This window comes from Streptomyces sp. MH60 (genome assembly GCF_002939385.1).
Lineage (GTDB): Bacteria > Actinomycetota > Actinomycetes > Streptomycetales > Streptomycetaceae > Streptomyces.
In genome coordinates this window covers 37,365-63,539 of record NZ_MULI01000016.1, presented here as the reverse complement: position 1 = coordinate 63,539, position 26,175 = coordinate 37,365, and the positions used below count along the sequence as shown (strand labels likewise).

Annotated in this window: 30 protein-coding genes; 12 read left to right on the top strand and 18 right to left on the bottom strand. The window is 70.8% G+C overall.

Annotated features, from left to right (window positions below; translation table 11 throughout):
• Nucleotides 1-38 precede the first annotated feature (38 nt).
• The 3 genes from BZZ08_RS13510 to BZZ08_RS13500 are packed head-to-tail and all read right to left on the bottom strand — an operon-like array spanning nt 39 to nt 3,766.
• Nucleotides 39-1,124, bottom strand: a complete 1,086-nt coding sequence (locus BZZ08_RS13510; protein ID WP_104632436.1) for an acyltransferase family protein — start codon at nt 1,122-1,124, stop codon at nt 39-41.
• Entirely contained in the window at nt 1,124-3,337 is a 2,214-nt protein-coding gene (locus tag BZZ08_RS13505; protein ID WP_104632435.1) for a bifunctional polysaccharide deacetylase/glycosyltransferase family 2 protein, read from the bottom strand. The genes BZZ08_RS13510 and BZZ08_RS13505 overlap by 1 nt, the downstream gene beginning before the upstream one ends.
• An 18-nt stretch (nt 3,338-3,355) precedes the next feature.
• A complete protein-coding gene (locus tag BZZ08_RS13500) occupies nt 3,356-3,766 on the bottom strand; it encodes a hypothetical protein (RefSeq protein WP_104632434.1) in 411 nt (136 codons plus the stop codon).
• 193 nt (nt 3,767-3,959) lie between these two features.
• On the opposite strand from BZZ08_RS13500, the gene BZZ08_RS13495 reads away from it, so the two are divergent.
• Nucleotides 3,960-4,970, top strand: coding sequence for a chitinase (locus BZZ08_RS13495; RefSeq protein WP_104632433.1), 1,011 nt, complete (start codon nt 3,960-3,962; stop codon nt 4,968-4,970).
• A gap of 31 nt (nt 4,971-5,001) precedes the next feature.
• Here the strand turns inward: BZZ08_RS13495 and BZZ08_RS13490 are convergent, their stop codons facing one another.
• From BZZ08_RS13490 to BZZ08_RS13475, 4 genes are all read right to left on the bottom strand, one after another.
• The gene (locus tag BZZ08_RS13490) at nt 5,002-5,601 is read right to left on the bottom strand and encodes a hypothetical protein (protein WP_104632432.1); all 600 of its coding nucleotides are present in this window, start codon (nt 5,599-5,601) and stop codon (nt 5,002-5,004) included.
• Between the two features lie 7 nt (nt 5,602-5,608).
• A complete protein-coding gene (gene mqnC, locus BZZ08_RS13485) occupies nt 5,609-6,808 on the bottom strand; it encodes a cyclic dehypoxanthinyl futalosine synthase (protein WP_104632431.1) in 1,200 nt (399 codons plus the stop codon).
• Between the two features lie 78 nt (nt 6,809-6,886).
• Nucleotides 6,887-7,630: a prepilin peptidase gene (locus BZZ08_RS13480; RefSeq protein ID WP_104632430.1), complete on the bottom strand. Its 744-nt coding sequence runs from the start codon at nt 7,628-7,630 to the stop codon at nt 6,887-6,889.
• Nucleotides 7,627-10,626 carry a bacterial transcriptional activator domain-containing protein gene (locus BZZ08_RS13475; RefSeq protein ID WP_104632429.1) on the bottom strand — a complete coding sequence of 1,000 codons (3,000 nt, stop codon included), beginning with the start codon at nt 10,624-10,626 and terminating at the stop codon, nt 7,627-7,629. Before BZZ08_RS13475 ends, BZZ08_RS13480 begins: the two co-directional genes overlap by 4 nt.
• 304 nt (nt 10,627-10,930) lie before the next feature.
• On the opposite strand from BZZ08_RS13475, the gene BZZ08_RS13470 reads away from it, so the two are divergent.
• On the top strand, nt 10,931-11,557 hold the full coding sequence (locus BZZ08_RS13470; protein WP_241965468.1) for a hypothetical protein: 627 nt from the start codon (nt 10,931-10,933) through the stop codon (nt 11,555-11,557).
• 23 nt (nt 11,558-11,580) lie between these two features.
• On the top strand, nt 11,581-12,603 hold the full coding sequence (locus tag BZZ08_RS13465) for a hypothetical protein (protein ID WP_104632427.1): 1,023 nt from the start codon (nt 11,581-11,583) through the stop codon (nt 12,601-12,603).
• On the opposite strand, the gene BZZ08_RS13460 is transcribed toward BZZ08_RS13465, so the two are convergent.
• Together BZZ08_RS13460 and BZZ08_RS13455 are read right to left on the bottom strand one after the other, a co-directional pair.
• Nucleotides 12,593-12,838 (bottom strand): hypothetical protein, encoded by a 246-nt coding sequence (locus BZZ08_RS13460; protein WP_241965467.1) that lies wholly within the window; start codon nt 12,836-12,838, stop codon nt 12,593-12,595. The genes BZZ08_RS13465 and BZZ08_RS13460 overlap by 11 nt on opposite strands.
• Before the next feature lie 35 nt (nt 12,839-12,873).
• On the bottom strand, nt 12,874-13,299 hold the full coding sequence (locus BZZ08_RS13455; protein WP_104632426.1) for an ATP-binding protein: 426 nt from the start codon (nt 13,297-13,299) through the stop codon (nt 12,874-12,876).
• 212 nt (nt 13,300-13,511) lie between these two features.
• Between BZZ08_RS13455 and whiJ the strand changes: the two genes are divergently transcribed.
• The 8 genes from whiJ to BZZ08_RS13420 are packed head-to-tail and all read left to right on the top strand — an operon-like array spanning nt 13,512 to nt 17,971.
• On the top strand, nt 13,512-14,363 hold the full coding sequence (gene whiJ / locus BZZ08_RS13450; RefSeq protein WP_104632425.1) for a transcriptional regulator WhiJ: 852 nt from the start codon (nt 13,512-13,514) through the stop codon (nt 14,361-14,363).
• A gap of 11 nt (nt 14,364-14,374) precedes the next feature.
• Nucleotides 14,375-14,566 carry a DUF397 domain-containing protein gene (locus BZZ08_RS13445; protein WP_104632485.1) on the top strand — a complete coding sequence of 64 codons (192 nt, stop codon included), beginning with the start codon at nt 14,375-14,377 and terminating at the stop codon, nt 14,564-14,566.
• A gap of 59 nt (nt 14,567-14,625) precedes the next feature.
• A complete protein-coding gene (locus BZZ08_RS13440) occupies nt 14,626-15,840 on the top strand; it encodes a putative T7SS-secreted protein (protein WP_241965466.1) in 1,215 nt (404 codons plus the stop codon).
• Entirely contained in the window at nt 15,797-16,222 is a 426-nt protein-coding gene (locus tag BZZ08_RS39520) for a hypothetical protein (protein ID WP_241965465.1), read from the top strand. The genes BZZ08_RS13440 and BZZ08_RS39520 overlap by 44 nt, the downstream gene beginning before the upstream one ends.
• A gap of 25 nt (nt 16,223-16,247) precedes the next feature.
• Nucleotides 16,248-16,643 (top strand): hypothetical protein, encoded by a 396-nt coding sequence (locus BZZ08_RS39515; protein ID WP_241965464.1) that lies wholly within the window; start codon nt 16,248-16,250, stop codon nt 16,641-16,643.
• Nucleotides 16,644-16,680: 37 nt separating this feature from the next.
• Nucleotides 16,681-17,286, top strand: a complete 606-nt coding sequence (locus BZZ08_RS13430; protein WP_104632423.1) for a hypothetical protein — start codon at nt 16,681-16,683, stop codon at nt 17,284-17,286.
• A gap of 22 nt (nt 17,287-17,308) precedes the next feature.
• Entirely contained in the window at nt 17,309-17,650 is a 342-nt protein-coding gene (locus BZZ08_RS13425) for a hypothetical protein (protein ID WP_104632422.1), read from the top strand.
• A gap of 24 nt (nt 17,651-17,674) precedes the next feature.
• A complete protein-coding gene (locus tag BZZ08_RS13420) occupies nt 17,675-17,971 on the top strand; it encodes a hypothetical protein (protein ID WP_133169196.1) in 297 nt (98 codons plus the stop codon).
• A gap of 47 nt (nt 17,972-18,018) precedes the next feature.
• Here the strand turns inward: BZZ08_RS13420 and BZZ08_RS13415 are convergent, their stop codons facing one another.
• From BZZ08_RS13415 to BZZ08_RS13375, 9 genes are all read right to left on the bottom strand, one after another.
• A complete protein-coding gene (locus BZZ08_RS13415) occupies nt 18,019-18,480 on the bottom strand; it encodes a TadE/TadG family type IV pilus assembly protein (protein WP_104632420.1) in 462 nt (153 codons plus the stop codon).
• Nucleotides 18,477-18,911, bottom strand: a complete 435-nt coding sequence (locus tag BZZ08_RS13410; protein ID WP_104632419.1) for a TadE/TadG family type IV pilus assembly protein — start codon at nt 18,909-18,911, stop codon at nt 18,477-18,479. Before BZZ08_RS13410 ends, BZZ08_RS13415 begins: the two co-directional genes overlap by 4 nt.
• The gene (locus BZZ08_RS13405; RefSeq protein WP_241965470.1) at nt 18,912-19,292 is read right to left on the bottom strand and encodes a TadE family protein; all 381 of its coding nucleotides are present in this window, start codon (nt 19,290-19,292) and stop codon (nt 18,912-18,914) included.
• Between the two features lie 193 nt (nt 19,293-19,485).
• Entirely contained in the window at nt 19,486-19,746 is a 261-nt protein-coding gene (locus BZZ08_RS13400; RefSeq protein ID WP_104632418.1) for a hypothetical protein, read from the bottom strand.
• Between the two features lie 89 nt (nt 19,747-19,835).
• The gene (locus BZZ08_RS13395) at nt 19,836-20,756 is read right to left on the bottom strand and encodes a type II secretion system F family protein (RefSeq protein WP_198601453.1); all 921 of its coding nucleotides are present in this window, start codon (nt 20,754-20,756) and stop codon (nt 19,836-19,838) included.
• Nucleotides 20,753-21,754, bottom strand: a complete 1,002-nt coding sequence (locus BZZ08_RS13390; RefSeq protein WP_198601456.1) for a type II secretion system F family protein — start codon at nt 21,752-21,754, stop codon at nt 20,753-20,755. The genes BZZ08_RS13395 and BZZ08_RS13390 overlap by 4 nt, the downstream gene beginning before the upstream one ends.
• A gap of 50 nt (nt 21,755-21,804) precedes the next feature.
• A complete protein-coding gene (locus BZZ08_RS13385) occupies nt 21,805-23,112 on the bottom strand; it encodes a CpaF family protein (protein ID WP_104632416.1) in 1,308 nt (435 codons plus the stop codon).
• Nucleotides 23,109-24,002 (bottom strand): hypothetical protein, encoded by an 894-nt coding sequence (locus tag BZZ08_RS13380; RefSeq protein WP_104632415.1) that lies wholly within the window; start codon nt 24,000-24,002, stop codon nt 23,109-23,111. The genes BZZ08_RS13385 and BZZ08_RS13380 overlap by 4 nt, the downstream gene beginning before the upstream one ends.
• Nucleotides 24,003-24,019: 17 nt before the next feature.
• Complete coding sequence (locus tag BZZ08_RS13375) at nt 24,020-24,742, bottom strand: hypothetical protein (protein WP_104632414.1); 723 nt, start codon at nt 24,740-24,742, stop codon at nt 24,020-24,022.
• Between the two features lie 502 nt (nt 24,743-25,244).
• On the opposite strand from BZZ08_RS13375, the gene BZZ08_RS13370 reads away from it, so the two are divergent.
• Nucleotides 25,245-26,153, top strand: a complete 909-nt coding sequence (locus BZZ08_RS13370; RefSeq protein WP_104632413.1) for a hypothetical protein — start codon at nt 25,245-25,247, stop codon at nt 26,151-26,153.
• Nucleotides 26,154-26,175: the final 22 nt, after the last annotated feature.

Genomic DNA, 26,175 nt, shown 5'->3' with positions numbered 1-26,175 from the left:
CCATTGTTGCAGCACCTCCCCTGTCGCCGCCGACGGGCTCACGGCAGCAGGCGCGGCCTCCGCCGCGCGGCGACGTCCTCCACCCACCCGAACAGCAGCACGAACACCGCGATCAGGACCCAGCCCACCGCCAGCAGGAACCACTGGCTGTCCAGCGGCAGATAGGCCTCGAAGGCGGGCACGTCCCAGAACCGGTCGATCAGCGGCACGGCCAGGACCAGGGCCAGCTCGTGCCAGAGGTAGACCGTCACCGCGCGGGCGTTGAACACGCTCACCAGCCGGTCCAGCCACCGCAGCCGGACCAGTCCCGAGAAGTCGGTCCCGAGCCGTGCCTTGGAGTACATCAGCAGCGTCACGAACCCGGCCGACCAGAGGGCCTGCGCGAACGGGATGTCGTCGAGGTCGTAGGTGCCGTACTCGGCCCGGTGCGCGAAGGCGTACCAGGCGCCGCAGGCGAGGGCGGCGAGCGACAGGGCGACGACGGCGGCCGGCCTCAGGCGAGCCAGCACGCCGTCGCGGTGGGCGAAGCCGAGCACCCAGCAGAAGGCGTAGGTCGCCAGGTCGAGCAGTCCGGTGCCGAAGCGGTTCTCCGGCGGCCGCCAGAGGAACTGGAACGCCACGATCGGCGCGAGCGACAGCAGCAGTACCGGCACGGGCGCGAGCCGGAAGACCCGCAGCAGCAGCGGGGAGAGCAGGACGAACCACAGATACGTCCTGAGGTACCAGAGGATCTCCCAGGCCTGCTCGCCCCACGCGCTGCCCGGCGGGTCGCCGAACGGCACGACCCAGTAGACGATCTGCCACCCGGGCAGCCAGCCGCGCGCCAGCATCGCGCCCACCACGAACAGGCCCCAGCACCAGAACGGCGGCAGCAGGCGGCGCAGCCGGCTCCGGAGCACCGCCGGGGCGGGCCGCTGGAGCGAGCGGGCCATCAGGGTGCCGGCCAGGCCGAACATGACCCCCATGGAGGGGAAGACCAGCCCGGCCCAGGGCCAGCCGAAGGCGTGGTACGCGACGACCCGGACCAGGGCGAGGGCGCGCAGCGTGTCGAAGTACCGGTCCCGTGCCGGGGCGTCCCCTGCCGCACGGGCGGCGCGCACGGCGCCCTTGCTGTGGGCCCCCATCAGCCGGTCCCCGCGGGCGTCCCGACCTCGCCGGTCCGTTTCAGCTTCTGCCAGCGCAGCCGCCCGCCGGTCAGCGCGGTGACGCAGGAGTGGATGAGGACGAGGTACATCATCTGCCGGTACGCCAGCTGCTGGAGCGGCATCATCAGCAGGTACCGGTACTTCTCCCGGTCGAGCCGGAAGGCGTACGCCGCGCACACCAGCTGGACGCCCAGCACCGCGACCCAGGCGAGGAGCGCCGCGCGGAAGTCGACGAAGACCATCGAGTAGACGGTGAACACGTCGATGAGCGGCGCGAAGAGCGGCGTGACCACCTGGAAGAGCACCACCAGCGGCATCCCGACCCGCCCGAAGCGGCCCGAGGGACCCTTGTCCGTCAGGGAGCGGCGGTGCTTCCACAGCGCCTGCATCGTGCCGTACGACCAGCGGTAGCGCTGCGACCAGAGCTGGCCGAGCGACCCCGGCGCCTCCGTCCAGGCGCGGGCGTGCTCCTCGTAGACCACCCGCCAGTCCGCGCGGTGCAGGGCGATGGTGATGTCGGTGTCCTCGGCGAGGGTGTCGTCGCTCATGCCGCCGACCTGGAGGACCGCCGCGCGCCGGAACGCGCCGATCGCGCCCGGGATGGTCGGCATGCAGCGCAGCAGGTCGTACATGCGCCGGTCGAGGTTGAAGCCCATCACGTATTCGATGTGCTGCCAGGCGCCGATGAGGGTGCGCCGGTTGCCGACCTTGGCGTTGCCCGCGACCGCGCCGACGGAGGGGTCGGCGAAGGGCTGCACCAGGTGCCGCACGGTGTCGGGTTCGAAGACGGTGTCGCCGTCCATCATCACGACGATGTCGTACCGGGCGTGCCGGACGCCGTTGTTGAGGGCGGCGGGCTTGCCCGCGTTGGCCTGCCGGACGACCCGGACGCCGGGCAGCCCGAGGGACTCGGCGATCTCCGCGGTACCGTCCGTCGACCCGTCGTCCACGACGATGATCTCGACGGGATGCGTACTGCGCGCCAGGGATCTCAGCGTCGCCTCGATGCACTCCTTCTCGTTGTACGCCGGGACGATCACGCTCACCGGCCGGGTGACGGGCGGGCCCCAGCCGAAGCGCCGTCTGTTGCGCTGCCGGTGATGCCGGCGGGCGAGGAGGAGCATCATGGCGAACCGGCCCATCACGGCCACGCCCACGATCACCAGCCCGGCCGACAGCGCCGGCACCGTCCACTCGGCGACCGCGACGGCCGCGATCAGCGCCTTGCCCTCGTAGAGGGTGGCGCCGGTGGCCTTGTGGTGGGCGGCCTGGAGGCCGCCTCCGGGCTGCCGCGGCTGCTGCTCGGCCATGGCACCGCTGACGGTGGTGAAGGTGTAGCCCTTCGCCTTCATCTTCTCGATGTACTGCGGCAGCGCCTCGATCGTCTGAGACCGTTCGCCCCCGGCGTCGTGGAAGAGGACGGACGCGCCCTCGCCGTCCTCCGGCGTCGCCCACTGCACGATCTTCGAGACGCCGGGCCGCTTCCAGTCGTCGCTGTCGGTGTCGATGAAGACGCTGGTGTACCCGTCCGCGCCGAGGCTCTCGTAGACCGGCCAGCTGTAGTCGTCGATGGCGTCCGTCTCGGAGGAGTACGGCGCCCGGAACAGCGTGGTGGTGATGCCGGCCGCGCCCGCCAGGGCGAGCTGGGTCTGCTCGATCTCGCGGGTGACGCGGGCCTGGCTCTGGTAGGAGAGGTCGACGTGGGTGAAGGTGTGGACGCCCACCTCGTTGCCCTGCTCGACCATGTCCCGCACGATGCCCGGGTGGCGCGAGACCATCGAGCCGACCAGGAAGAACGTGCCGGGCACGTCGTACTTCTCCAGGATCTCCAGCACCTGCGGCGTCCAGGTGGGGTCGGGGCCGTCGTCGAAGGTCAGCACGATCGTCTTGTCCGGGACGGAGACGGTGGTGGCCCGTCCGCCGGGGAAGGACAGGATCGGCCCGCCGTCCAGTACGTCGTCGGGGACGTCACCGGCCGAGGCGCCGGTGCGGACGCGCTCGTCGCCGCCGACCTCCGCGCGCAGGTAGCCGTCGAGGAGCATCACGCAGGTCAGCGCGAGCAGGAGCAGCAGGGCGAGGAGGACGCGGGGGCGTTGCAGTGCGGCGGCCCGGCCCGCGGCCCGTTCCATGCGGGAGGGGGCGCGACGGCGGCCCCGGGCGGGCGGGGCGGGGGGTGTGCTGGGCGTGGTCATGAGGGTGGGGGCGTCCGGTCAGTCGGTGCGGGCGGCGGCGGGAGAGGCGGGAGCGGTGCTGGGGACAGCGCTGGGGGAGCCGGTGGGCGGCGCGGTGCTCGGCGGGGCACCTCTGGGAGCGACCCCGCCCTGCGGACGCGTGCCGCCGCCGGGACCGGTGCCGCCCTCGGGTCCGCCACCGCCATCGCCGACGCCGAAGGGCAGCAGCGAGGACGGGTTGACCGAGATGCCGACGCCCATGAAGGCCAGCCCCAGGACGGCCGTGTAGCCGACGCACACGGCCCCCATCAGCAGTCCCAGCCGGCGCAGCAGCCGGGCCCGGCGTCCGGTGCTGTCGACGAACACGGGGCCCTCGGCGGATCCGTCGCCGCGTTTGCGGCGGCGACCGCGCGTGGCGGCGCGGGAGGCGGTGGCAGGCTCGGATTGCATTCCCCGGACGTTAGGGAGCCTTGCCTGTCGCGAACTGGCAGTTCCTTGAGAGATCCCGGTGAAAACCGCCCCGTCCTGTCCGTTTCCTGAGAGATGAGACCCGACGGCGCCCTTTCCTCAGCGAAGACCCAGGAACGCGTGCCACCTTCACTGGTCCGACGACGACAACGGACGAGTACGGGAGAGAGCGCTCATGAGGGTTCACCGGAACGCGGCAGCCGGGTGCGCCCTGTTGTTCGCCCTGGCCGCCGCGGGCTGCGCCGGACACGACGGCACCACCGACGCGGCCACCGCCGCACCGACCGCACCGTCCGCGTCCGCCACACCGGCCACCGCCTACGCCCCCTACGTCAGCGCCGGCACCGCTTCCGCCACCGACACGGCGGGCTCCCCCGCGGCGTACAACCTGGCGTTCGTCATCTCGTCCGGCGACGACTGCGTCCCCCGCTGGAACGGCGTCCAGGACATCGACGACGCCTCCGTCGCCTCCCGCGTCGAGAAGCTGAAGGAGTCCGGGGCCTCCGTCCGCGTCTCCTTCGGCGGCGCGTCCGGCACGGAGCTGGCGGCGGCCTGCGACAGCGCCTCGGCACTGGCGGCGGCGTACGGCGCGGCCCTGGACGCGGCCGGTTCGACGCGGGCGGACTTCGACATCGAGGGCGACGAGCTGACCGACGCCGACTCCGTCGCCCTGCGCTCGGAGGCGATCGCCCTGCTCCAGGAGCAACGCGGCGGCCTGGAGGTCTCCTTCACCCTCCCGGTGATGCCCTCGGGTCTGGACACCGACGGCCTGGCGCTGCTGGCGTCGGCCAACGACCACGGCGTACAGGTGTCCGCGGTCAACCTCATGACCATGAACTACGGCGAGTCGTACACCGACGACATGGGCGACTACGCCCTCGCCTCGGCGAAGGCCGCGCACACCCAGCTGGGGAAGGTCTTCGGCACGTCCGACGCGGAGGCCTGGCGGGGCATGGCGCTCACCTCGATGCTCGGCGCCAACGACGTCGCCGGTGAGACGTTCACGCTCGCGGACGCGGCCGAGGTGCGCGCCTTCGCCGAGGAGAAGGGCATCGCCTGGGTGTCGATGTGGGCGGCCTTCCGCGACCGGCAGTGCGGCGCGGACGCGTCGGCCACCGACGCGCTCACCACGTGCAGCGGCGTGGCGCAGGAGGACGGGGCGTTCGGGACGGCGTTCGGCGCGTAGGCCCGACGGACGAGCCCCGGGGGCCGCGCGCTCAGCGGCCCCGGTACACCAGACGGCCGCCCACGACGGTGGCCACGCACGTGGACGCGCCCTCCCGCACGAGCGCGGCCCGGTCGGGTACGTCGAACACCGCGAACCGGGCGGGCTTCCCGGGGGCGAGGGCGGGAAGCAGCACCAGCGGCACCGGCGAGAAGGACGCGGGCCCGGGCAGGGTGGCCGGACGCGCCGCCCCGGCGAGCCCCGCTCCGCGCACCGCGTCCAGGGCCGCGCGGCCTCGCAGCTCCCCGGCGACGGCGACCGTGCCGTGCGCCAGCATGCGTTGCACCCCTCGGCGCGCGCTGGCGCCCCGCGCGGACGCGTTCGCGCCGAGGAGTGCGAGCGCGCGCTCCCCGAAGATCGGCTCGGTGCCCAGCCGGTCCGCTTCGCGCGGGTCGGGGTGGTACGCCTGCTCCAGCAGTTCCGGTCCGTACGGGTTGAGCAGTCCGGGTGTCAGGATGCCGGGCCACCGGCGCACCCGCGCCCGCGGGTGGTCGGCGGCCAGTGCCTCGTACGGGCCGACGTCGGCGAGGCGCGCGCCGTCGACCACGACGGCCGTCTCGGGCGAGGCTTCGCAGGCGTGGATCGTCAGCACGGCGGCATCAGTTGGAGGCGAGCAGCTTCAGCTCGGGGTGGGCCGTGCCGCCCGCGATCGCCGTGGAGGAGATGTGGGAGACGACGCGCTCGTCGACGGGGTCGTTCGCCGGGTCGTCGTGCACGACGAGGTGCTCGTACGTCGTGGCCCGCTGCGCGGGGACGCGTCCCGCCTTGCGGATCAGGTCGATGATCTCCAGCCGGTTGGACCGGTGCTTGGCGCCGGCGGAGGAGACGACGTTCTCCTCCAGCATGATCGAGCCGAGGTCGTCCGCGCCGTAGTGCAGGGAGAGCTGGCCGACCTCCTTGCCGGTGGTCAGCCAGGAGCCCTGGATGTGGGCGACGTTGTCGAGGAAGACGCGGGCGATGGCGATCATCCGCAGGTACTCGAAGAGCGTGGCCTGGGTGCGGCCCTTCAGGTGGTTGTTCTCGGGCTGGTAGGTGTACGGGATGAAGGCGCGGAAGCCGCCGGTGCGGTCCTGCACGTCCCGGATCATGCGCAGGTGCTCGATGCGCTCGGCGTTGGTCTCGCCGGTGCCCATCAGCATGGTGGACGTCGACTCGACACCCAGCCCGTGCGCGATCTCCATGATCTCCAGCCAGCGCTCGCCGGACTCCTTCAGCGGCGCGATGGCCTTGCGCGGCCGCTCGGGCAGCAGCTCCGCACCGGCACCGGCGAAGGAGTCGAGCCCGGCCGCGTGGATCCGGGTGATGGCCTCCTCGACCGACACCTTCGAGATCCGCGCCATGTGCTCGACCTCGCTCGCCCCCAGGCTGTGGATGACGAGCTGCGGGAACTCCTTCTTGATGGCGGCGAAGTGCTTCTCGTAGTACTCGACGCCGTAGTCCGGGTGGTGGCCGCCCTGGAACATGATCTGCGTGCCGCCCAGCTCGACCGTCTCCGCGCAGCGGCGCAGGATGTCGTCGAGGTCGCGGGTCCAGCCCTTCTTGGTGTCCTTGGGGGCCGCGTAGAAGGCGCAGAACTTGCACGCCGTGACGCACACGTTCGTGTAGTTGATGTTGCGCTCGATGATGTACGTGGCGATGTGCTCCGTACCGGCGTACCGGCGCCTGCGTACCGCGTCGGCCGCGGCGCCCAGCGCGTGCAGCGGAGCGTCGCGGTAGAGGACGAGCGCCTCTTCCGGAGTGATCCGCCCACCGGCGGCGGCGCGGTCGAGGATGGGCTGAAGGTCGGCCTTCTCGGTCACCGGCGTCCCTTTCGCAAGGTTCGTAAGGGTTGTGGACGGACCCGCCCAGCGTACGCCAGGCCGGTTGCCCGCTCGTGGTCAGGCCGCGTACGCCCCGGCCAGGACCCCGAGGAAGGCGCCCGCGATGAGGAAGGGACCGAAGGGGATGGCCGTCTTGCGGTCCGCGCGCCGGGCGACGAGGAGGGCGCCGCCGTACAACGCCCCGAGCAGGAACCCGGCGAAGGTGCCCAGCATCAGCGTGGGCCAGCCGTACCAGCCGAGGACCGCACCGGCCGTGAGGGCGAGCTTGACGTCACCGAAGCCCATGCCGGCCGGGTTGATGAGGAACAGCACGAGATAGCCGGCGCCGAGGGCGAGGGCGCCCAGCAGGGCGGTGGTCCACTCCCCCGCGTGCTCGGGCACGAGCGCGGTGAGGCCGAGCAGGACGAGCGCGGCGCCGGCGAGCGGCAGGGTGAGCGGGTCGGGCAGCCGCCGTACCTTCAGGTCGACGACGGCCAGCAGCACGCCGACCGGGGCGAGCAGCAGCCAGACGGCGACCTCGGGCCGGGTGCCGGTGGCGGCGGCGAGCGCGGCGCAGACGACGGCGGTGACGACGGCGAGGGACGCGGCGCGGGTGCCGTGGGACGCCCGATCGGCCGGGCACTGCCCGCACCGGGCCCGGCCGAGCCAGCCCCGAACGGGGTGCCCGTCCGGGCACCGCTCGCGCCACGCCTCCCCCGCCGGTGCGGAGAACCGGTACGCCGCGCGGGGCAGCAGCGCGCCCGTCGCCGCGCCCCACAGCACGGCGACGAGGACGACCAGGAGGTCGGGGTCGATGCTCATCCGGCGGCGGAGACGCCCTCGCGCCAGGTCGGCAGCAACTCGTCGAGCAGCGCCTCGGTGCGGGGCGGCAGTCCGCGTGCGCCGCTGCGGTCGACGAGGTCGGCGGCGAGGGCGCGCAGCCGGCCGGGGTCGCCGGTGGTGTGCGTGGCGCGCAGCAGCTCGTGCCACAGGCGCTCGTCGGCGGGGGCCGTGCGCAGCGCCGCGTTCAGCGCCTCGATGGCCTTCTCCGCGCGGTTCTTCTCCAGGTGGAACTCCGAGAGCGCCAGCCCGGTGTCGGCGACGAGCAGGGGGAGCTGGGCGTCGACGATCTCGTGGGTGAGCCAGCGGTAGCGGCCCTCGGGACGGTCGGCGAGCAGCGGCCCGCGCACCAGCACCAGCGCGTCGGTGAGCAGCCGCCCGCGCACCTGCCGGCTGCCGACGCCCCGGCCCTGCGTGGCCTCGTAGTAGAGGGAGCGCAGAACGTCGAGGTCGGAGACGACGGACTTGGCGAGGGTGAGCCGTCCGGTGGCGTCGGTGGCGAGCCGCGGGGTGCCGTCGGGGTCGGTGCCCAGCCAGGCCCGCAGCCGCTCCAGCAGCGCGTCGCGTACGTCCGCGGTCACGCCGCGCGGCCACAGCGCGGAGGACAGCACGCGCGGGTGGACACCCTCGCGGTGCAGCAGGAGCAGCGCCAGCGCCTCGTGCAGCAGGGCGCTGCGCTCGCCGTCGGGCGCGTCCAGACCCATGATCTCGTACGACCCGACGAGGCGGGCGTACACGGCGGGCCGGCCCTGCTCGCTGATGTCGACCAGGAACGGCGGTGCGTTGGCCGGCCGGCCCGGCCCGCCCTCGGGGTCGGAGCCGGGGTCGGCGTCGGTGAACAGCTCGACGACGGCACGCCGCTGCGCGGCCGGCAGCATCTGGGCGTCCAGCTCGAGCCCGAGCAGCGGTGCGAGCAGCCGGCCCTCGCCGGTGATCTCCATCTCCCAGGCGGCGCCGGGCAGGTCGGTGCCCTGGGTGCCGACGAGGTAACCGATGCCGAGCCGACCGGCGTCGGCGGCCAGCTCGGCCAGCCGCAGCGCGTCGTCGTCGGAGGGCTGGGCGGCGAGCAGGACGAGGTGCGGGGCCCAGCGGGTGTGCTGGGCGGGCCCGGTGCGGCCGGTGAGCACGGAGTCGTGCCCGGCGGCGCCGAGTGCGCCGCGCCGCTGCCGGGTCTCGGCCGACATGGTCTCGAAGAGGTCCTCGAACCCGTCGAGATGCCGGATCCGGTTGGGCGCGAGGGGCGTGAGGTCGTCCCCGAACCCGACCAGGGTGATGGTCATGCGGTCCGACCAGCCGTTGGTGGCCAGTTCGGCGGCGACCGACGCGAACACGGCGGCCCGGTCGGCCTCGGCGCCGCCGAGCGAGACGATGCCGGGCACGGCCTCCAGGTTGAGCAGCAGCCGGGAGTCGTCCATGGTGCCGAGGCTGACGAGACCGGGGTAGGGCGCGGCCGTCTCGGCGTCCTCGTACCGCTCGGCGTCGGCGCGGGCCAGCATCCAGAAGGTCTGGTCCTGCCCCTGCTGCCAGGGCGTGGGCGGCTTCCCGGCGGGCTGGGCGAGCTGGAGGTGCAGGTCGCCGTTGCCGCTCATCCAGGCCGCGTAGACGACGGGCAGCGGGCGGGACTCGGCGGCGAGGGAGGCGGACAGCCCGCGCAGCGACCGGTCGAGCAGGCGTACGCCCTCGGGGTCGGCGCCGACGAGCAGCGCGTCCTGGACGTCCTGGGCGTCGCCGGTCGGTGTGGGCGGTTCCATGCCGCGCCGCCCGCCGACCGCGCCGAGCGCCGACTGCCACATCGCCTGCCGGCGCCGGCGCCCGAGGGCGCCGAGGAGACCGGCGGCGAGCAGCGGCGCGGCGAGGAGTGCCTCGGGCAGCCCGAAGGAGTGCTCGGCCTGTCCGGCGGCGGGGGTGGCGCGTTCCTGCCCGGTGCCGGGAACCGGGGTGGCGGGCGTGACGGGGTTCGCGGGCGTGGGCGCGGGCCGCTGCTCGGGCAGGGAGACCTGGGCGTCGCCGCCGCCACTTCCCTGGTGGGCGTGGTCCCCGGTCCGGGCGTAGTCGCTGATTTGCTGCTGCACCTGCTCGGAGACGTTCGGCGCCTCGTCGGGCATCTCGACCAGCTCGCCGCCACGGGCGTCGCCGGGCATCTCCATGATCCAGCCGGGCCGGATGAGGCTGGCCTCGGACAACCGGGACCCGTCCGGCTGCACCCGGTCCTTGTTGAGCTCGAAGATCTCCTTGTACCGCCGCCCGTCGCCGAGGTGCCGTTCGGCCACCTCCCAGAGGGAGTCGTGGTGACGCCCCTCGGGCGGCTGGATCCGGTAGTACTTCGTGTCGCCGTGCGCGGCGGAGGAACCGCCGTCGGCACGCGCGGCGGCCTGGCCCGCCTGTCCCGCCTGCTCGGCGAGGGCGCCCGCGGTGGCGGCGGCCTGCTCCTGCTGCTGGGCGAAGAGTCCCGGCGTCTGCTGGGCGGCGGCGACGGAGGGCTTCTGGTTCCCCTCCAGGCTCTGCCCCAGCTGCGACAGCCCCGGCGTGAGGCTCGCCGCGGTGGCACCGACGAGGAGCAGGGCGGCGACGAGCTGCCTGGCCAGCAGCTGGCTGGGCCCGGACCCGGGCACCCGCCCCGGCACCCCGACGCCGGACAGCGCGGCCTTGACCTCGACGAGCACGCAGGCGGTGAACTGCGCCCAGGCGAACCAGACGATGACGGTGAGGATGTGCAGGAAGGTCTGCACGGTGATCTCACGCTGCAGCCAGTCGAGGCTCGGCGCACCGTCGGGCAACGGCCACCCGATCTGGGTGGCCAGCGCGAGGGGCACCCCGACGACCAGCACGAGCAGCACCAGGAAGGCGAGGAACGCCTTGACGAAGTCCCCGAACGACCGCCGCCGCACCCGCACGGGCTGGGGCGTGCGGTTTCTCGGAGCAGAGGGTGCCGGGGGAGCCGTCGAGCTTGAGGAGCTTGATGTGCGGCGTCGCGGCATGGGCGGAGTCCTGGGTCGTGGTCGTGGGCGGCGAAGGCCGCGGGGGTGTTTGGTATGAGGGGTGTGCTGAGCCTACCGAGATCTTATGGACTCCCACCGACAGCGGCGAAGGGGCGAGCGAGGCCCACCTCACAACTTCCGCCCGCTTCATGTGGTTTGCCCGCTTCTGCGGGCACCCCCTTCACACTCCGCACACAATCCCCGAAAACCGGCCAGAGGCCGCGCACGCCTCCCTGGTAGCTTCGTTCCCTGTCGCACACGTCGTACCCCGGGGGGAACACCAGTGGCCCGCAGCGCCCTCACCATGACCGCCGCCACCTTCGCCGCGACGGCGGCCCTTCTCCTGACCGCCTGCGGCGGAGACGAGTCCTCACCGGACGACATCAAGGGGGCGGAGACAGGGAGTCCTTCGGCATCGGAGTCGGCCTCCCCCTCCACATCACCCGGCGTCGAGCGTCCGGCGATCGAGCTTCCCAGCAGCTTCCAACTGACCTTCGAAAACTGGAAGAGCAGCGACGCCAAGGAGCAGGCTGTTCTCAACGACGCCAAGGAAGAGCTGCGGGCGGGATACGCCGCGATCATCGCCAACGACCCCGACAGCGAAGCCGTCGCCTTCTACGACACTGACTCAGGCCACGCGCAGAGCAAGAAGTGGATCAAGTCGTACACCGACAAGAACGTGACGGTCATTGGCAAACTGCCGGTCTTCGACCCCAAGGTCAGCCTGCTCGACGACGGCAGCACGGCGTCTCTCGGCTACTGCACGAACGAGACCGACGCGTACACGAAGCACCGGAAGACCGGGAAGGTCGAAGGGAATCCCAAGGACATGGATCCCGAGGTGTATTACCTGGTAACCCTCCGCAAGAGCAGCCAGGGCGTGTGGCAGAACGCCTCCGTCCGTTCGGAGAGGGGCGAGTGCGCGAAGTGAGGGCCTGGCACAGGGGCTTGCCGGTGATCGCCGCGTCACTGGCCACCGTCCTGGTGTACTCCGCTCCCGCCCACGCTTTCGGCGGATCCGACACGAGAGGCGAGGCCGAGGGCAAGGAACTGACCGCCTCGGCCCAGCGCACCAGCATCAGGGTCACGCAGGTAAGTGGCCCGACGGGCGGCAAACGGGGAAGCCTGAGCGCAACCGACGTCAACTGGGAACCGCCGCCCTGCTGGTACGAACCGGTGTTCACTCCTGAGGAACTCAAGGACTTCGCGGAGCACGATGCCGGTGGTGACGTCAGCCTCCGCCAGGGGTGGTACGGGTCGCAGTTGTGGACCGATCACTTCAAGGACGGCAAGGACGCGCCCAACTATTTCGGGACCCCGTCGTCGGTGAAGGGCTACAAGGACTACAACCTGGGCAAGAAGGGCTACTTCTGGCGCGGAGTCGCTCCGCGGCTTGCCGGCCTCGACGATACGTCCCTCTGCAACAGGCTCATGTTCTGGCAGGACGCGGGCGAGATCCCCGACGACCCGAATGCACCGACTCCGCAGACCCTCGCGGAGTACGCCTACGACAAGGTCGAGGTCCCCGCCACCGAGATCGAGGCGAAGCCGGCCGCCAAGTCCACCGTGAACCTCCCCACCTGGGTCTGGCTGGACAAGGGCACCTTCAAGGAGGTCAAGGTCCGGGCGGAGCTGCCCAACACGGGGCTGTGGGCGGAGACGACCGCGAAGCCCGTCGCCCTCCACCTGGAGCCCGGCACGGCCGACGCCGAGACCTTCCCCGCCTCCGGCGACTGCGAGATCAACGCCGACGGCTCCATCGGTACGCCGTACACGAAGGGCAAGGCCGACCAGACCCCACCCTGCGGCATCCGCTACCTCCGGGCATCGAACGGCGAGCCGTACCAGCTGAGCGCCTCGATCACCTGGGAGATCTCCTGGGAGGGCACCGGCGGCGCCCAGGGCGACCTGCCGGACGGCACCTTCGAGACGACCCAGGACATGGAAGTCCAGGAGATCCAGTCCATCAACCGCTGAACAGCTCCTCGGCCCGCTCCACGGTCAGCGCACGCCGCGCCCACACTTCGAGCTGGCCGAGGTCCCAGCAGTCGAGCACACGCTCCCGCAGAGCGAAGCACACCGGGATGTCCCGCCATTCGAGAATGCGGAGCGTCATCCGGGCACGCTCCTCGATCCGGCCCTCCACCCGGCCTTCCTCGCGCACCTGCAGAGCCACGGGGTTGTCGAAGAAGTAACGGATCCTCCTAGGCACGCGGCCTCCCACTCCTGTACGGCCTGATCGACCCGCTACGCCGCGACAAGGTCACACCACACGTACTTGCCCCGGTTCCCGCCCCTGGCCAGCGGCTGCCACCCCCACAGGTCCGCACACGCCCGCACGAGCGCGAGGCCGCGCCCCTCCTCTGCCTCCGTGAGCGCGTCCAGGTTCCCGGGCGGCTCCGGCGGCCCCGGGTCGGCGTCCCACGCCCCGACTCGCAGCACCCCAGCCGCCCATCGCACCCGCAGCGCGGCGGGCCCCTTTGTGTGCCGTACGGCGTTGGCGACCAGCTCGGTCGCGAGCAGCTCGGCGGTGTCCACAAGGCGGATGAGGCCGTGCATGGTGAGGATCAGGCGCAGGGTGCGGCGACAGACGGTGACGGCACGCAGGTCGTTCGGGATGTAGAGGGTGTACTCCCAGGGGGCCGCCGGGTCGACGGGCTCGGATTCGGGCATGGGGGACTCCGTTCGGTGAGAGGGGGAGGCAGGTGGCATCGCCGCAACCGTCACGGTCAGGACGGCGCGGTGCACTTCCGGCAGATCAACAGCACTCCGTGTGCGTCGCATCACCGACGGTAGAGCAAAAATTTTTGCCCACGCAAGCCGTTGCTCTAATCTGACCCCGTAAGCGGTACGGCGACAGACGAGTTGAGGCCCGGAGGAAGCACGTGGCGCCAAGGAGTCGGCCAACGGCGCGGCAGGTACGTCTGGGTACCGAACTGCGCAGGTTGCGCGAGGCCGCCGGGCTCAAAGCGCGCGAGGTGGCGGGGCTGATCAGCTCGACTTCGGCCCAGATGAGCCAGGTTGAGGCAGGCTTCGCCGGGGCGAGCGAGGAGCGTGTGCGACGGCTGGCCGCTCACTACGCCTGCGCCGACGAAGCCCTGGTCGACGCCTTGGTGGCAATGGCAACCGATCGCACTCAGGGCTGGTGGGAGGACTTCCGCGGAATCCTGCCTCCGGTTTTCTTGGACGTCGCCGAGTTGGAACACCACGCGACGTTCCTGCACGAGGTCGTGATCACTCATGTCCCGGGGCTGCTACAGACGCCCGACTACGCACGCGCGGTCTTCGGTTACATGGTGCCGGAGTTGCCGGACAGCGAGCTGAGACCACGCGTGGAGCATCGCCTGAGACGCCGTGCGGTGATCGAGCGCGAGGCTCCCGCGGCCTACGAGACCGTGGTCCACGAAGCCGCGCTCCGCATCCGTGTGGGCGACCGCGGAGTGTCGCGAGCGCAGTTGCGCAGGCTCCTGGACGAGTCGGAGAGGGAACACGTCACGGTGCGGGTCATCCCGTTCGACACCGATCACTTCGCCGGCGCCAGCGCCGCCATGATGCATGTGGGCGGACCCCTCGCTCAGCTGGACACCGTGCTTCGCGACTCCCCCAACGGCACGGCGTTCCTGGACGCCCAGTCCCAACTGGAGCGCTTTCGAACGCTGTTTCGTAAGGTGGAGCAGGCGTCACTCGATCCCAACCGGACGCGTGATTTCATCCACCACCTGGCGAAGGAATTGTGAGGTACGGGACCGTGACCGTACGCCCCCGCTGGCGGAAGTCCTCCTACTCCGAGGGAGGCGACGGCAATACCTGCGTGGAGATCGCAGACCTGTACACCCGCATAGCCATACGCGACTCGAAGGCGCCCTCCCAGGGCACACTCACCGTCCCGGTCGGCTCTTTCACCGCCCTCGTCCAGAGCCTCAAGAGGACCACTGTCTGACCGGCAGCCCGATCAGGTGCGATAAGTTCAGACGCGCGTTCTAAGCGGAGGCATCGCACGTGCACGGGGAGAACACGGTGTCGCACAGGCCGGCGGACTGGCACGTACTCGACCTGGACAAGGACCCGACACCGGGCGATCCGGACCGCATTCGCAAACTCGCCGGCACTCTGCACGACTTCGCCGACGACGTGTCCGACGTCCTGCGCGGCCTCAAGGGCATCGCCAAGGAAGAGGAGATCCTCTCCTGGGCGGGCAAGACGGCGGAGGTGTTCGCCGAGGAGTTCGAGGACGCCCCGAAGAAGCTGCGCAAGCTGAACAAGTCGTACAACCTGGCGGGCGATGCGCTGGCTACCTTCTGGCCCGACCTACAGGACGCTCAGGAGAAGGCCGACAAGGCGCTGCGTGACGGACGCAAGGCTCGTGAGGAACTCAGCACCGCTCAGACCGCGCTGACCGGTGCCGAGGACTGGGTGCGCAGGGCGACCGAGAAGACCGACTCGTACGACCCGGCCAAAAACGGCGGCAAGGACGTGCCCAAGCCCGACGAGGCCGACGTCCGCCGCGCCACCCGCGACGCTCAGCATGCGAAGGCCCGCCAGGCGGCGGCCGAGCGGAACGTGGAGGGTGCTCAAAGCGCCCTCGACGCGGCCAAGAGGCTGGCCGGTCAGGCGAAGGGGCTGCGCGAGGAGGCCGCTCGCCGGACGGTGACCAAGCTCCGGGAGGCCTCCGACGCCGGCATCCCGAACCGGCACTGGTGGGAGGAGATCGGCGACTGGGTCTCCGACCACTGGGACGAGATCGTCACCATATGCAAGTGGGTGGTGACGATCGTCGGCATCATCGTGATGATCGTGGGCGGCCCGCTGGGCTGGTTGGTCTTCGCGGCGGCGCTTGTCGTGATGGCGGACACGATAAGAAAAGTCATCAAAGGTGAGGCGGGCTGGGGCGATCTCCTATGGGCCGCCTTGGACTGCATACCCGCCACCAAGGGCTTCACCAGCCTCGCAAAGCTAGGCAAGCTGTGGAAGGCGGGCGGTCTGAAGGCACTCGGCGCCGGCGCCTGGTGGCATCGGTGGTGGTTTGAAGAACCTCGCCAACAGCGTACGCAACCTGAAAAACGTGCGCTTCTCGCTGTTCAGCATGATGGGAAAGAGCCGATGGTGGAAAGCAGACTCACCCCACGTCGCTCCGCCTGGCCGACCAGCAGACGACGCCCTGCCGTCCGACATGCCCATCTATCACAAGCCGGGGGCAACTGCTATCGGATATGACCCGGCAACCCTCCGCAATTTCGATGTCGCGGAGCGACTGCCCGGCTACCAGGATGTCATCATTCACGGCACGACCGATGGCCGAATGGTTGCCGGCCAGGTCAACCGAGCAGGACAGCGAGCGGGCGGACACGACGTGCATCCCAACCACGTCCTCGACACGATCAATCGCATACCGGGCTACAATGGCGAGCCCGTCCGAATGCTCACCTGTCATTCCGGGACGGCTCAGCCCGAAGCGATCCAGCACATGGCCAACTCTTTGGGGGTTCCCGTCAAGGCCCCGACCAACGCAGTTGGTGTTCCCTCCTTTGGAGACGGCCCCTTCACCCCGCAAATCAAGGACAACGGGTCATGGCTCACCTTCCTGCCCATGGCGTGAGCCTCAGTAAACATATGGAGCCCACATGATTAGCCCGGTAGGTTTCTTTTCAGAACTCAGCCCTGGATGGGGGCTCCCTGAGAGCGGTTCGATCAGAGACGCAGTACGGCCTTCGGGCGAGACGGACGAAGCAGGAATCGTCTCCTACCTGCTGAACGGTACTGAGATCTGGAGCGAAATGAGTGCGGGGCCAGATGTACTGGACCCCGATGGTCAACTCTTGACCGGCATCGGCTCTTTGTACACTGACGGCGAATGGATCTGGCGCGGAGACTTGTCATATTACGTTTCCCACCATCACGTCGCCCTGCCCGATCAATTCGTCACGCACATCCGAGACGCAAACTACTCACCACCGAAGGTTCCAGAAAACAGGCTCGTCACGATCGCGACAGAAGATCTTGGCATGACCCTCGATTAATGATTCACAGAGCGGGCAGAAAGGGAATGGTAAATCGATGCCCAGCTTCTCGCTGGCAGTTCCGGATTCCTGGTGGGAATTTGATATACGCCCGGAGGGGCGTGAGGCCACGGTACGGACAATGGTCGATGAACGTGTCCGAGAGACACCGGAATTGGCCCCCTACCGCACCGACCTGACCGCCATGCTCCGAAAGATGGCTAAGGACGCTCACGACTCCGGAGCCCTTTACCTGGGCTGCATGGCCGAGAACTTCGACGGCGTCCCGCTCTCCGCGACCGTCACCGTGTCCGTCCTCGGCGCCAAGAACGAGCAGGGGGTCGCCCTGTCCACCGATCCCCGGGCCATCGCCGGCAGCCTGCGGACGATCACCGCGCGCCGCGAGGGCGATGCCTGGCGCAAGGTGACGACCGTCGACATCCCTGAAGTGGGCCCGGCCGCGCGGACGTACGGCGTGGAAGACGTGCCCGTCGCGCAGGGCGACAGTCGTACGCTTCGTATGGTGCTGACGCAGACGTACATCCCCGTCCCGGGAACCACCGACCAGGTCGTCCTCGTCTCCGGAGCCAGCCCGGTGCTGGATCTCGCCGAGGCGTTCCACGACATCTTCGACGCTGTGACCGGTACGTTCCGTTTCGTCTGATCCGCAGAAAGGACATCGGGCCATGGGCAAGAGCGACCTCGCGATCCCGTTGACCGAGTTGGAGGACTACGGTCGCCAGCTGCGGTCGCTCAAGACGCGGCTGAACCACACCAAGAAGCTCTTCGAGTCCTACAAGGACGACATCGGCGACGGCAGCGTCAACGACGCGCTCGACGACTTCGAGTCCAACTGGGAGGACGGCCGCGAGGACATCACCCAGCAGATCGACGCCCTCGCCAGCATGTCGGACGCCGTGGTCCGCGAGTTCAAGAAGCTCGACGACGACCTCACCAAGAAGGTCAACGACGCCGTGAAGACGGAGGACAAGCGGAAAGGAAGCAAAGGTGGCGGTGGGGCCAAGTAGCGCCTTCGGAGGCCGGTGCTGGCGATGGCCTTCTCTCTGCGCCTGACCTTCGTGCGGGGTGTCTCCTCCTCCACATTCCTGTTCCGGGCAGAGGTCAACGACGATGCCGTTCTGCATCTCCTGTTGGACCGAGAGTCGGGTTCCGTCCGTCCGGCCGACGAGGACGGTCGCCCCGTCGGGGTGCGTCGGCTGGATCTCCAGGACGGGACGTTCCATTCGGTGGACGCCGACGACGATTTCGTTCTGCTGGCCTCACACCTGGCCGCGCAGTGGCGCAAGTCGGGGACCTCTCAGCGGGAGGTCCGCAAGTACTTCTGCTGAGGACCGGCAAGGACACCAGTGGACCGGCGCCTGCCGATGGCGCCCGGTCAGCCCACCTCGTTCTCCGCCACCGCCTGGCCGTGGACCACCACGTCGCCGCCGTAGAACATGCCGGTGAAGACCGGGGAGTAGGTGAGCTGGACCTCGACCTGTACCTGGGCCGCGTCGGCCGTGACGCAGTGGGTCGCGGCGATGTCCGCGCCGGTCATGTCCATCTCGGCGGCGAACGCCTTCACGCGGGCGTTGCAGTTCTCGTAGTTGATGGGGGCGGGGCCGCCCACGTCGTCGTAGAGGGCCTCGCGGTCGATGTCCTGGGCGGCGTAGCGGGCAGCCTGTTCGGCGATGTCCGCGGCGCGTTCGCGCTTGGAGATGGACATGCCGCCGTCGATGACGAAGGCCGAGAGGGACAGGAAGACCAGCGCGAAGATGATGACCGCGCCGGCGCCCGAGCCGCGGTCGTCCAGCCGGGTGCGCCGGTCCGCGAGCCACGCGCGTACCAGAGATCTCACGCCGTCCTCCGGTACGGGTCCAGCGGGGAACTGAAGGTCGCCGACAGGGTGGTGGGGATGTCCAGGCCGATCGAGGCCAGGCCGCGTACCTCGCAGCTCACCTCGACCGTGAAGAGGGTGTCCGGTTCGAAGCCCGCGCTCTTCTGGACGACCGAGACCGGGCCGGAGCAGACGTCCGAGAGGTTCGCCTCGGCGGCCTTCTTCGCCTCCGCGATCGCCGTACCGTGGTCCTTCTGGATCGAGCCCGCGCGGGCCGCGTCCCTGGCGGCGCCGTCGAGTGCGCCGCGGCCGTCGACCAGCTGGCCGAAGGCCACCAGGACGAGGATGAAGAGGATCATCACGGGGGCCAGGATGACCACCTCGATGGTGGACAGGCCCCGGTCACCCTCGTCCCCCCGCGGTCGGCTGCCCCTGAGGCGGGAGAGGTCCATCTAGTTGCCCCCCTCCTGCACGAAGCGCTCGACCGGGCCCATCGACTGTGCGTGCACCGTCAGGTCCAGGCCCGGGAAGACCGTGGGGATGCGGGCCGTGATCTCCACTCCGACGGTGTTCTGCTCGGGCTGCACGGTCTTCACGTCGGGTGACAGGACCAGTTGCGGGCCGAGTTGGCGGATGTAGCTGTCGACCACGTCCTGGGCCTCGCCCCGCCACGCGCCGGGCTGGGCATCGGCCGTCGCGCGGGCCTTGCGCGCGCCCGCCTGGGCCGCGGCCTGCGCCACGTGGTCGGCGAAGAAGTACAGACCGAACTGCACCGTCGCGAAGATCATGAAGAACAGGACCGGAGTGAGCAGCACGAACTCGATCGCGGTCATGCCGGAGTCGTCACCGCGGGTGGTCGCGGCCTCCCGCGCGGCGTCCACCCTGCGGCGCACCCGTCTGTGCACGCTCCCGAGTGCGCCCCAGAGCACGCCGTGCACAGCGCCCGGCGTCCTCGTCCCCGTCTGTCCCGTCACGTCGTCCCCGTCAGCGCCCATAGCCGTAGAGCCGTACAGCCGCGTACGGCCGTCAGCAGGTCTTGCCCGCGTCCGCGCCCTTGATGCAGTCGCCGACCTTGTTGGCGCCGTCGCTGAGCGCGGCGTTGATGATGGCGGCCACCACGCCGACGATCGCGACGACGACCGCGGAGATGATGACCCACTCGACCGCGGAGGCGCCGCGGTCCAGTTCGCCGGAGCGGGCGCGGTCCACGCGGGCCCGCAGGTAGGTGATCAGGAAGTCGACGGGCACGATGCCCGTGGTGCCGGTGCGGAAGTTCCGTCCGTTCATGGTGGGTTCTGTCCTCTCGTATCAGTTCGGGGAGCGAAGCCGCTCGATGCTGCTGGATCGGGTCCGGGGCGGGTGCGGGGAAAGCTGCGTCACACCTGGAACACCCTCATCGCCGCCGGATAGATCAGGAACACCAGGAACCCGGCGCACAGCAGGAGCTGGGCCACGAGCATCGACTGGGACTTCTCACCCGCGCTGCCCTCGATCTCGGAGAGTTCGCGGTGGCGCATGGTCTCGGCGCGGGAGGCGAGGGACTCGCGGACCTTGGCGCCGTCGTCCGCCACCAGGGCGAGCGAGGCGGAGAGGTCCTTGAGTTCCTCGACGCCCAGGTCCTCGCCGAGCTGGCCCAGCGCCTGCCACTGGCTGATGCCGGTGATGCGCGCGTCGGCCAGCGCGTTGCGGATGCGGTGGGTGGCCCAGCCGTCCGACACCTCGGCCGCCGCCATCAGCGCCTCCGGCAGACCACGTCCGCCGGCCAGGCTCATGGAGACCAGGTCCAGATAGGCGCCGATCACGCGCCGCAGGTCACGGCGCTTCTCGGCGGCGTCCCTGCGGACCTCCAGGTCGGGGAGGAAGAAGAAGAGCGCGGCGCAGAGCAGGGCCAGCCAGACCGGGATGATCGGGCTGCTGCCGAAGCCCAGCTGCCACACGATGGCGAACAGGAACGGGCCGAAGAACAGCCCGCCCGCGGCCAGCAGCGCCTTCGTCGCCAGGAACTTCTCCCAGCTGCGGTCGAGGACCGCGAGGTCCGCGCGCAGCGAGCGCTGCTCCCAGCCCTGCTGGAGGTACAGCTCGGCGACCCGGGCGCCGACCTGGGCCCGCAGCGAACCGAGACGGCTGGTGTCCTTCGCCGCGCGGGACGACTCGTACGCCGCTCCACGTGCCCGCATGGCGTCGATCCGGGCGACCTGCTGGATCGGGCTGCGTCTGCTCGGCATCAGGGCCCGGACCAGGGCGTAGATGCCCAGGCCGATGACGGCGCCGACCAGGACCGGCATGGTCAGATTCATCGTCGTACCCCCTCGTCCCCAGACGCCGGCGACGGCTGCGCCGGTTGCGGCAGGCGCTGCACGGGCTGTCCCGGCTGGCCGGAGGGGCCCGGCTGTCCCGGCGTGCGGGGGCGTACGAACTGGACGTCGGAGCCGTCGCGGACCAGGAAGCGTTCCGGCGTCTCGATGGTCGACAGCTTGCGCAGCCACCAGAAGCCCAGCGCGAACAGCCCGCACACGCAGGCCAGGACGAGCTGGCCGACGGGTGAGCCGTACGGCTCGACGAAGTCCCGGTTGAAGATGGACAGGCCGAGGACGAAGAGGACCGACACCGCCACCACGATCTGCACGGACCGGCGGGTCGAGGCGCGCTGCGCCATCACGCGCTGGCGCATGTCGACCTCCTCGCGCGCCGACTTGGCGAGCGCGCCGAGGACCTGCCGCAGACCCGGGCCGCGCAGCCGCGCGTTGAGGATCAGCGCCGCGACGATGATGTCGGCGGACGCGTCGTCGATCTCGTCGGCGAGGTGCTGGAGCGCGTCGGGCAGCGGGGTGCGCGAGCGCAGCCGGTCGACCAGGGCGTCCAGGTGGGGCCGCAGGACCGGGGCGGCGGCGCGGGCCGAGGCGGGGATGGCCTGCTCCAGGCCGACCGCGCCCGCGATGGTGTCGCGCAGCGACTCCGTCCAGGAGGCGAGGGCCTCGACCCGCTTCATGGCGGCGCGTTCCTCGGAGGCACCGCCGAAGAGGCGGTCCCAGAAGAAGACGAGGACACCGGCCGCGATGCCGAGCACCGCCCAGCGGGTCAGGAGCAGGACGGCGAGGCCGACGAGGGCCGCGGCGGAGCCGCGCCGGCCCGCCCAGCGGACCAGCTCGTTGACGCGCTCGCTGGCCTGTCGCTTCTCGTGCTCGGGCTTGGCGGGCAGTCCGCGTACCGCGATCAGGAGGAGGGCGAGGCCGCCGCCGACGGCGACACCGCAGCCGAGCGCGTACAGGACGGTGGGCGAGAACAGTCCGCCCATGGAGCCGAGCGAATCCGGTGCCGCGAGTGTGGTCATCCGCATCCTCCCCGTCACCCCCACGTTCCGTTGGGCCGGTAGCCGTAGGCGATGAGATCCTCCAGGCAGGCGATGGGGGCGTGCGGCACGACCTGGCCGTCGGGCGCTTCGGCGAACACCTCGCTGGACAGCACGCGGCCGTCGACGCCGTTGACCTCGCGGACCGAGGTGACCGTGCGCTGGAGGCGGCCGCCGCTCTGGAAGTCGTTGCGCCGCTGGACGAAGACGACGAAGTTGACGGCGCCGGCCACCAGCATCTGGCTGGCCTCGATCGGCAGCCGCTCGGTCGCCTGGAGCGCGTACGTGGAGATGCGGTTGAAGACCTCGTGCGAGCTGTTGGCGTGGATCGTGGAGAGCGAGCCGTCGTTGCCCTGCGACATCGCGTTCAGCATGGTGACGATCTCGTCGCCGAGCACCTCACCGACGATGACGCGGGAGGGGTTCATACGCAGCGAACGGCGGACCAGTTCCGCCATGCCGATGGCGCCCTGTCCCTCGGAGTTGGGCAGCCGCTCCTCGAACGCCACGACGTTGGGGTGGAGTTCGGGGAAGGTGTCGAGGCCCAGCTCCAGCGCGCGCTCCACCGTGATCAGCCGCTCGTGCGGCGGGATCTCGTTGGCGAGGGCGCGCAGCAGCGTCGTCTTTCCGGCGTTGGTGGCCCCCGCGATCATGATGTTCTTGCGGGCCCGGACCGCGCAGGCCAGGAAGTGGCCCAGCTCGGGGGTGAGGGTGCCGTTGCCGACCAGGTCGGAGATGAAGACCTTGCCCAGGCGGGCGCGGCGGATGGAGAGCGCCGGGCGCCGGGCGACGTCCATGACCGCCGACAGACGCGAACCGTCGGGCAGCCTGAGGTCCAGCTGCGGGTTGGCGGAGTCGAAGGGGCGGGAGGAGAGGCCCGAGTAGGCGCCGAGGATCTGGATCAGCTCGATGAGCTCCTCGTCGGTCTCGGCGACCGGCTCGCCGCGCATCTCGCGCCCGTCGGAGTAGCCGACGAAGACGTGGTCGCAGCCGTTGATGTCGATGTTCTCGACCTCGGGGTCGTCGAGCAGCGGTTGCAGCCGCCCGACACCGAAGAGCGCGGCGTGCACGGCCGCCGCGTACGCCTCCTCCGTCTCCGCGTCCAGCGGGGTGCGCCCGGCGTTGATCTCGGCGCGGGCGTACTCCTCGAGTATCTGCGCGATGACGGCGCGCGCGTAGTGCCGTTCGTCCTCGGTGGACATCGGCGTGACGCCGGCGACCTGGTCCTGGCGGCGCTGCTCGGAGATGCGGTCGCCGGCGTCCTGCCGGAACCGCTTGACCAACGAGTGGTCGACAGCGGTCATCGGCCGGCCCCCGCGTGGCCGGACATGCCGGCCGGACCGGCATGGCCCGCGGCACCGGGACCGGCGTGACCGGTCGGACCCGTGGGCATCGACCAGGCGGCGCCGAACTGCTGGTAGAGGTCCGAGGTGACCTTGCGGGCCGAGCGGATGAGCAGCGACTTCTCCAGCCGGCCGCGCCTGCGGCCGGCCAACTGGTCGGCCCCGGCCGGGTCGTCGGCGATCGTGCCGACCACGCGGGCACCGGTCTGGGCGTGCACCAGCATGTCGTTGACCTGGCTGGAGAGCTTGCCGGCGCTGTTGGTGTCGGCGACGAGGACGACGCCGATCAGCGGCATGCCGAGGCTCGCGGCGCCGCGCGCTCCGCCGTGCAGCTTGTTGGACAGGGCGGCGGCGCGGTCCCGTACCCGGGCGATGGCCTCCGGCTCGGTGCGGGAGATCAGCAGCACCAGGGCGGCGTGCGGGAAGAGTTCCGTGGCCGGGGAGTCCCCGCTGACACGGCCGCAGTCGGCGATGACGTCGGCGGGCGCGTTCGGGGAGTCGGCGAGGGAGGCGAAGGCCCGGCCGAGGGTGGGCCACAGCCCGGCGAGCCCGGCGGCCTGCTCGGAGATCCCGAGCCCGACGAGGACTTCGAGGCCGCCGCTGAGCGGCTGTACGTGGTCCCAGAGCTGGTCGGGCACGAGGCCGCGGCGCGCGGTGGCGGCGATCGACAGCATGCCGGTGTTCGGGTTCAGCGGACCGCCGTGCGCGGCGGCCGACCGGTACACCAGGTCGCCGCCCGCCGGGTCGGTCTCGGCGAGCAGGACACGGCGCGGCCAGACCGCCGCGAGGGCGACGGCCGCGGTGGTGACGCCGGGGGAACCCTTGTCGGCGGCGAGGGCGATGAGGGCCATGGCTTCTGCGTCGCCTTCTAGTTGCCGGGGATCAGGACGACGGCGACCTCGCCGGCGGACGCGGCCTGTGCCAGCGCAGCGGCGTCGGCGGCGTCGACGGTCAGCGTGACGGGCAGGTTGGTGCTGGCGAGACTGTCGCCCGAGGTCGCGTCGGCGGACTCGACCACCGCGCGCTCGACCAGCAGCGAGCTGTCGGCGCCACCGGCGGAACCGGACGCCCCGCCCTGATCGCCGCCGCCGGAGGTCTTGTTGCCGACGCGGTAGACGGCGACGTTGTCGCCCGAGCCCAGGCCCTTCGGGTACTGGCCCTCCTTGAGGGAGACGCCGACCGTGGCCTTGCCCTCCTCCATGGCGGACTTGGCGGCGAACATCTCCCCGACGACGACCGTGCCCTTGTAGAGGGTGGACTTGGCCTGGAGCTTCTTCAGGCTCTCGCGCTGGGACCAGGCGACGAAGTTGGCGCCGGAGTCGTCGTTCACCATGACGGACTTGGTGTTGGCGTCGGTGATGGACTCACCGGCCTTGATGTCGGCCGTCAACTGGATGGCCTCCACCCGGTCCCCGGCCCGCAGCACCAGCATCGTCGCGCCCAGCGCGCCCACCAGGATCAGCAGCACCGCCAGCGCGGCCAGCGCCGGTTTGCGCTCGCGAGGGGGGCTGGGAAGCCGGTCACCGACCGACGGCTGAGCCGGAGCCGCGGAACGTCCCGCGCCCGCCCCCGTACGCTCCTGGATCTTCACGCAACCGCTCCCCGTACAACCAAGAAAATTGTCTGCCACGTATCAACTCGGACGCCGATCGCCCAAGTGCGCAGAATCATCTGCAATTTCGGACACTTCGCCCGTGTCCGCCCGACCGCTGGCGTCCCGGGGCATCCCCTGACGCACCCGCCCGACCTGGGCGAATAACCAGCAGTAAGGCGAGTGTCAAGCCATCGCACCGTATCAGCCGCTCATAAGCCCCTCAAGGCATGCCCACCTACTGCCCACCCGCCCCGTCCACCGTTATTCATCTGCAACTTCGCACCATTGCAACCCCGTTGAGCACGGCCCGCGGAGCGGCCCCTCCCACTGTGCTCGCGCTAATTCAGCACGGCCAGTCCCGGACACCCTCCGCGTGCAGTTCGTCACGGAGCACCCATGGGTCCTGCACGAATCACTCACGAGGGGCCCGACGGCCCGTGCCATGATCTTCGCTCGGATCAGTGACGGGGCACGTACGGAGAGAGAACGGGGGGAACAGATGAGTCTGCTTCCGGTGAGCGGGGCGGCGTTGCGGTCCGACGCCCGGGTACGGGATGCCGCGCGGGACATCGGCGCCCGGTACGGCGTCGACTACACCGACGACGCGGCCGTGACGGAACTGCTGGCGGAGCGCCGCAAGGCCCTGGAGGCGGAGCAACGCCGGCCGGCGGCCTGGCTGGGCCTGCTGGCGCTGATGGCGGGCCTGTTCCTGCCGTTCGGGATCTCGATGTCCCCGGCGCTGGACGCCCACCTGTTCGCCGTACTGGGTGCCGCGGCCGCCCTCACCGTCATCGGCGTGGCCCTGGTCGTACACGCGCGCACCCAATGGAAGCGCGCCCTGCGCAACGGCCCCCTCGCCGGCTACCGCGAGGTCCTCGGCACCGCCCGCGCCCACGGCATCCCGCTGGCGCACATACCGCCGTGGCTGGAGGGTCGGACGACGAGCGGGGGCGGGAAGGGCGCGGCGCCGATCCCGACGTATCCGCCGGTGGAACCGGCACCGGCAGCCCCCGCGGAGACAGCGACGGCGCCTTCGGCCACGGCCACGGCCTCCGTGCCTGTCCCTGTTCCTGTACCGGCGAAGCCCTGGGCCGTCTCGCGCTACGAGCAGACGGCGGACGAGGGCGGCTGGCACGACGAGGCGGGCTGCCTCCTGATCCTCGTCGGCGCGGGCGGCGTGACCTGGGCCGTCACCGTGGGCACCGGGGTCGGATACGCGGCCCTCCTGCTCGTTCCCCTGGCCGTCTGGATCTGGCTGGCGGGCCACCGCCAGGGCCGCGAGAAGGAAGCGTTGCGCGAGGAAGCCCGGCAGTACGTCAAGGAGCTGGAGGCGGCGCAGGCAGCGGGCGCACGCGTACCGGAGCTCTCTCCGCAGCTGCGCGAACTGGTCGACGGCCACGGCCACTGACGCCGTCCCCACCACCTCCCGT

Coding starts and splice junctions, on each gene's coding strand:
- BZZ08_RS13510 (WP_104632436.1), bottom strand. CDS start 1,124: ATGGGGGCCCACAGCAAGGGCGCCGTGCGCGCCGCCCGTGCGGCAGGG.
- BZZ08_RS13505 (WP_104632435.1), bottom strand. CDS start 3,337: ATGACCACGCCCAGCACACCCCCCGCCCCGCCCGCCCGGGGCCGCCGT.
- BZZ08_RS13500 (WP_104632434.1), bottom strand. CDS start 3,766: ATGCAATCCGAGCCTGCCACCGCCTCCCGCGCCGCCACGCGCGGTCGC.
- BZZ08_RS13495 (WP_104632433.1), top strand. CDS start 3,960: ATGAGGGTTCACCGGAACGCGGCAGCCGGGTGCGCCCTGTTGTTCGCC.
- BZZ08_RS13480 (WP_104632430.1), bottom strand. CDS start 7,630: ATGAGCATCGACCCCGACCTCCTGGTCGTCCTCGTCGCCGTGCTGTGG.
- BZZ08_RS13475 (WP_104632429.1), bottom strand. CDS start 10,626: ATGCCGCGACGCCGCACATCAAGCTCCTCAAGCTCGACGGCTCCCCCG.
- BZZ08_RS13470 (WP_241965468.1), top strand. CDS start 10,931: ATGACCGCCGCCACCTTCGCCGCGACGGCGGCCCTTCTCCTGACCGCC.
- BZZ08_RS13455 (WP_104632426.1), bottom strand. CDS start 13,299: ATGCCCGAATCCGAGCCCGTCGACCCGGCGGCCCCCTGGGAGTACACC.
- BZZ08_RS39520 (WP_241965465.1), top strand. CDS start 15,797: ATGCCCATCTATCACAAGCCGGGGGCAACTGCTATCGGATATGACCCG.
- BZZ08_RS39515 (WP_241965464.1), top strand. CDS start 16,248: ATGATTAGCCCGGTAGGTTTCTTTTCAGAACTCAGCCCTGGATGGGGG.
- BZZ08_RS13430 (WP_104632423.1), top strand. CDS start 16,681: ATGCCCAGCTTCTCGCTGGCAGTTCCGGATTCCTGGTGGGAATTTGAT.
- BZZ08_RS13425 (WP_104632422.1), top strand. CDS start 17,309: ATGGGCAAGAGCGACCTCGCGATCCCGTTGACCGAGTTGGAGGACTAC.
- BZZ08_RS13420 (WP_133169196.1), top strand. CDS start 17,675: ATGGCCTTCTCTCTGCGCCTGACCTTCGTGCGGGGTGTCTCCTCCTCC.
- BZZ08_RS13410 (WP_104632419.1), bottom strand. CDS start 18,911: ATGGACCTCTCCCGCCTCAGGGGCAGCCGACCGCGGGGGGACGAGGGT.
- BZZ08_RS13405 (WP_241965470.1), bottom strand. CDS start 19,292: ATGACCGCGATCGAGTTCGTGCTGCTCACTCCGGTCCTGTTCTTCATG.
- BZZ08_RS13400 (WP_104632418.1), bottom strand. CDS start 19,746: ATGAACGGACGGAACTTCCGCACCGGCACCACGGGCATCGTGCCCGTC.
- BZZ08_RS13395 (WP_198601453.1), bottom strand. CDS start 20,756: ATGAATCTGACCATGCCGGTCCTGGTCGGCGCCGTCATCGGCCTGGGC.
- BZZ08_RS13390 (WP_198601456.1), bottom strand. CDS start 21,754: ATGGGCGGACTGTTCTCGCCCACCGTCCTGTACGCGCTCGGCTGCGGT.
- BZZ08_RS13385 (WP_104632416.1), bottom strand. CDS start 23,112: ATGACCGCTGTCGACCACTCGTTGGTCAAGCGGTTCCGGCAGGACGCC.
- BZZ08_RS13380 (WP_104632415.1), bottom strand. CDS start 24,002: ATGGCCCTCATCGCCCTCGCCGCCGACAAGGGTTCCCCCGGCGTCACC.
- BZZ08_RS13370 (WP_104632413.1), top strand. CDS start 25,245: ATGAGTCTGCTTCCGGTGAGCGGGGCGGCGTTGCGGTCCGACGCCCGG.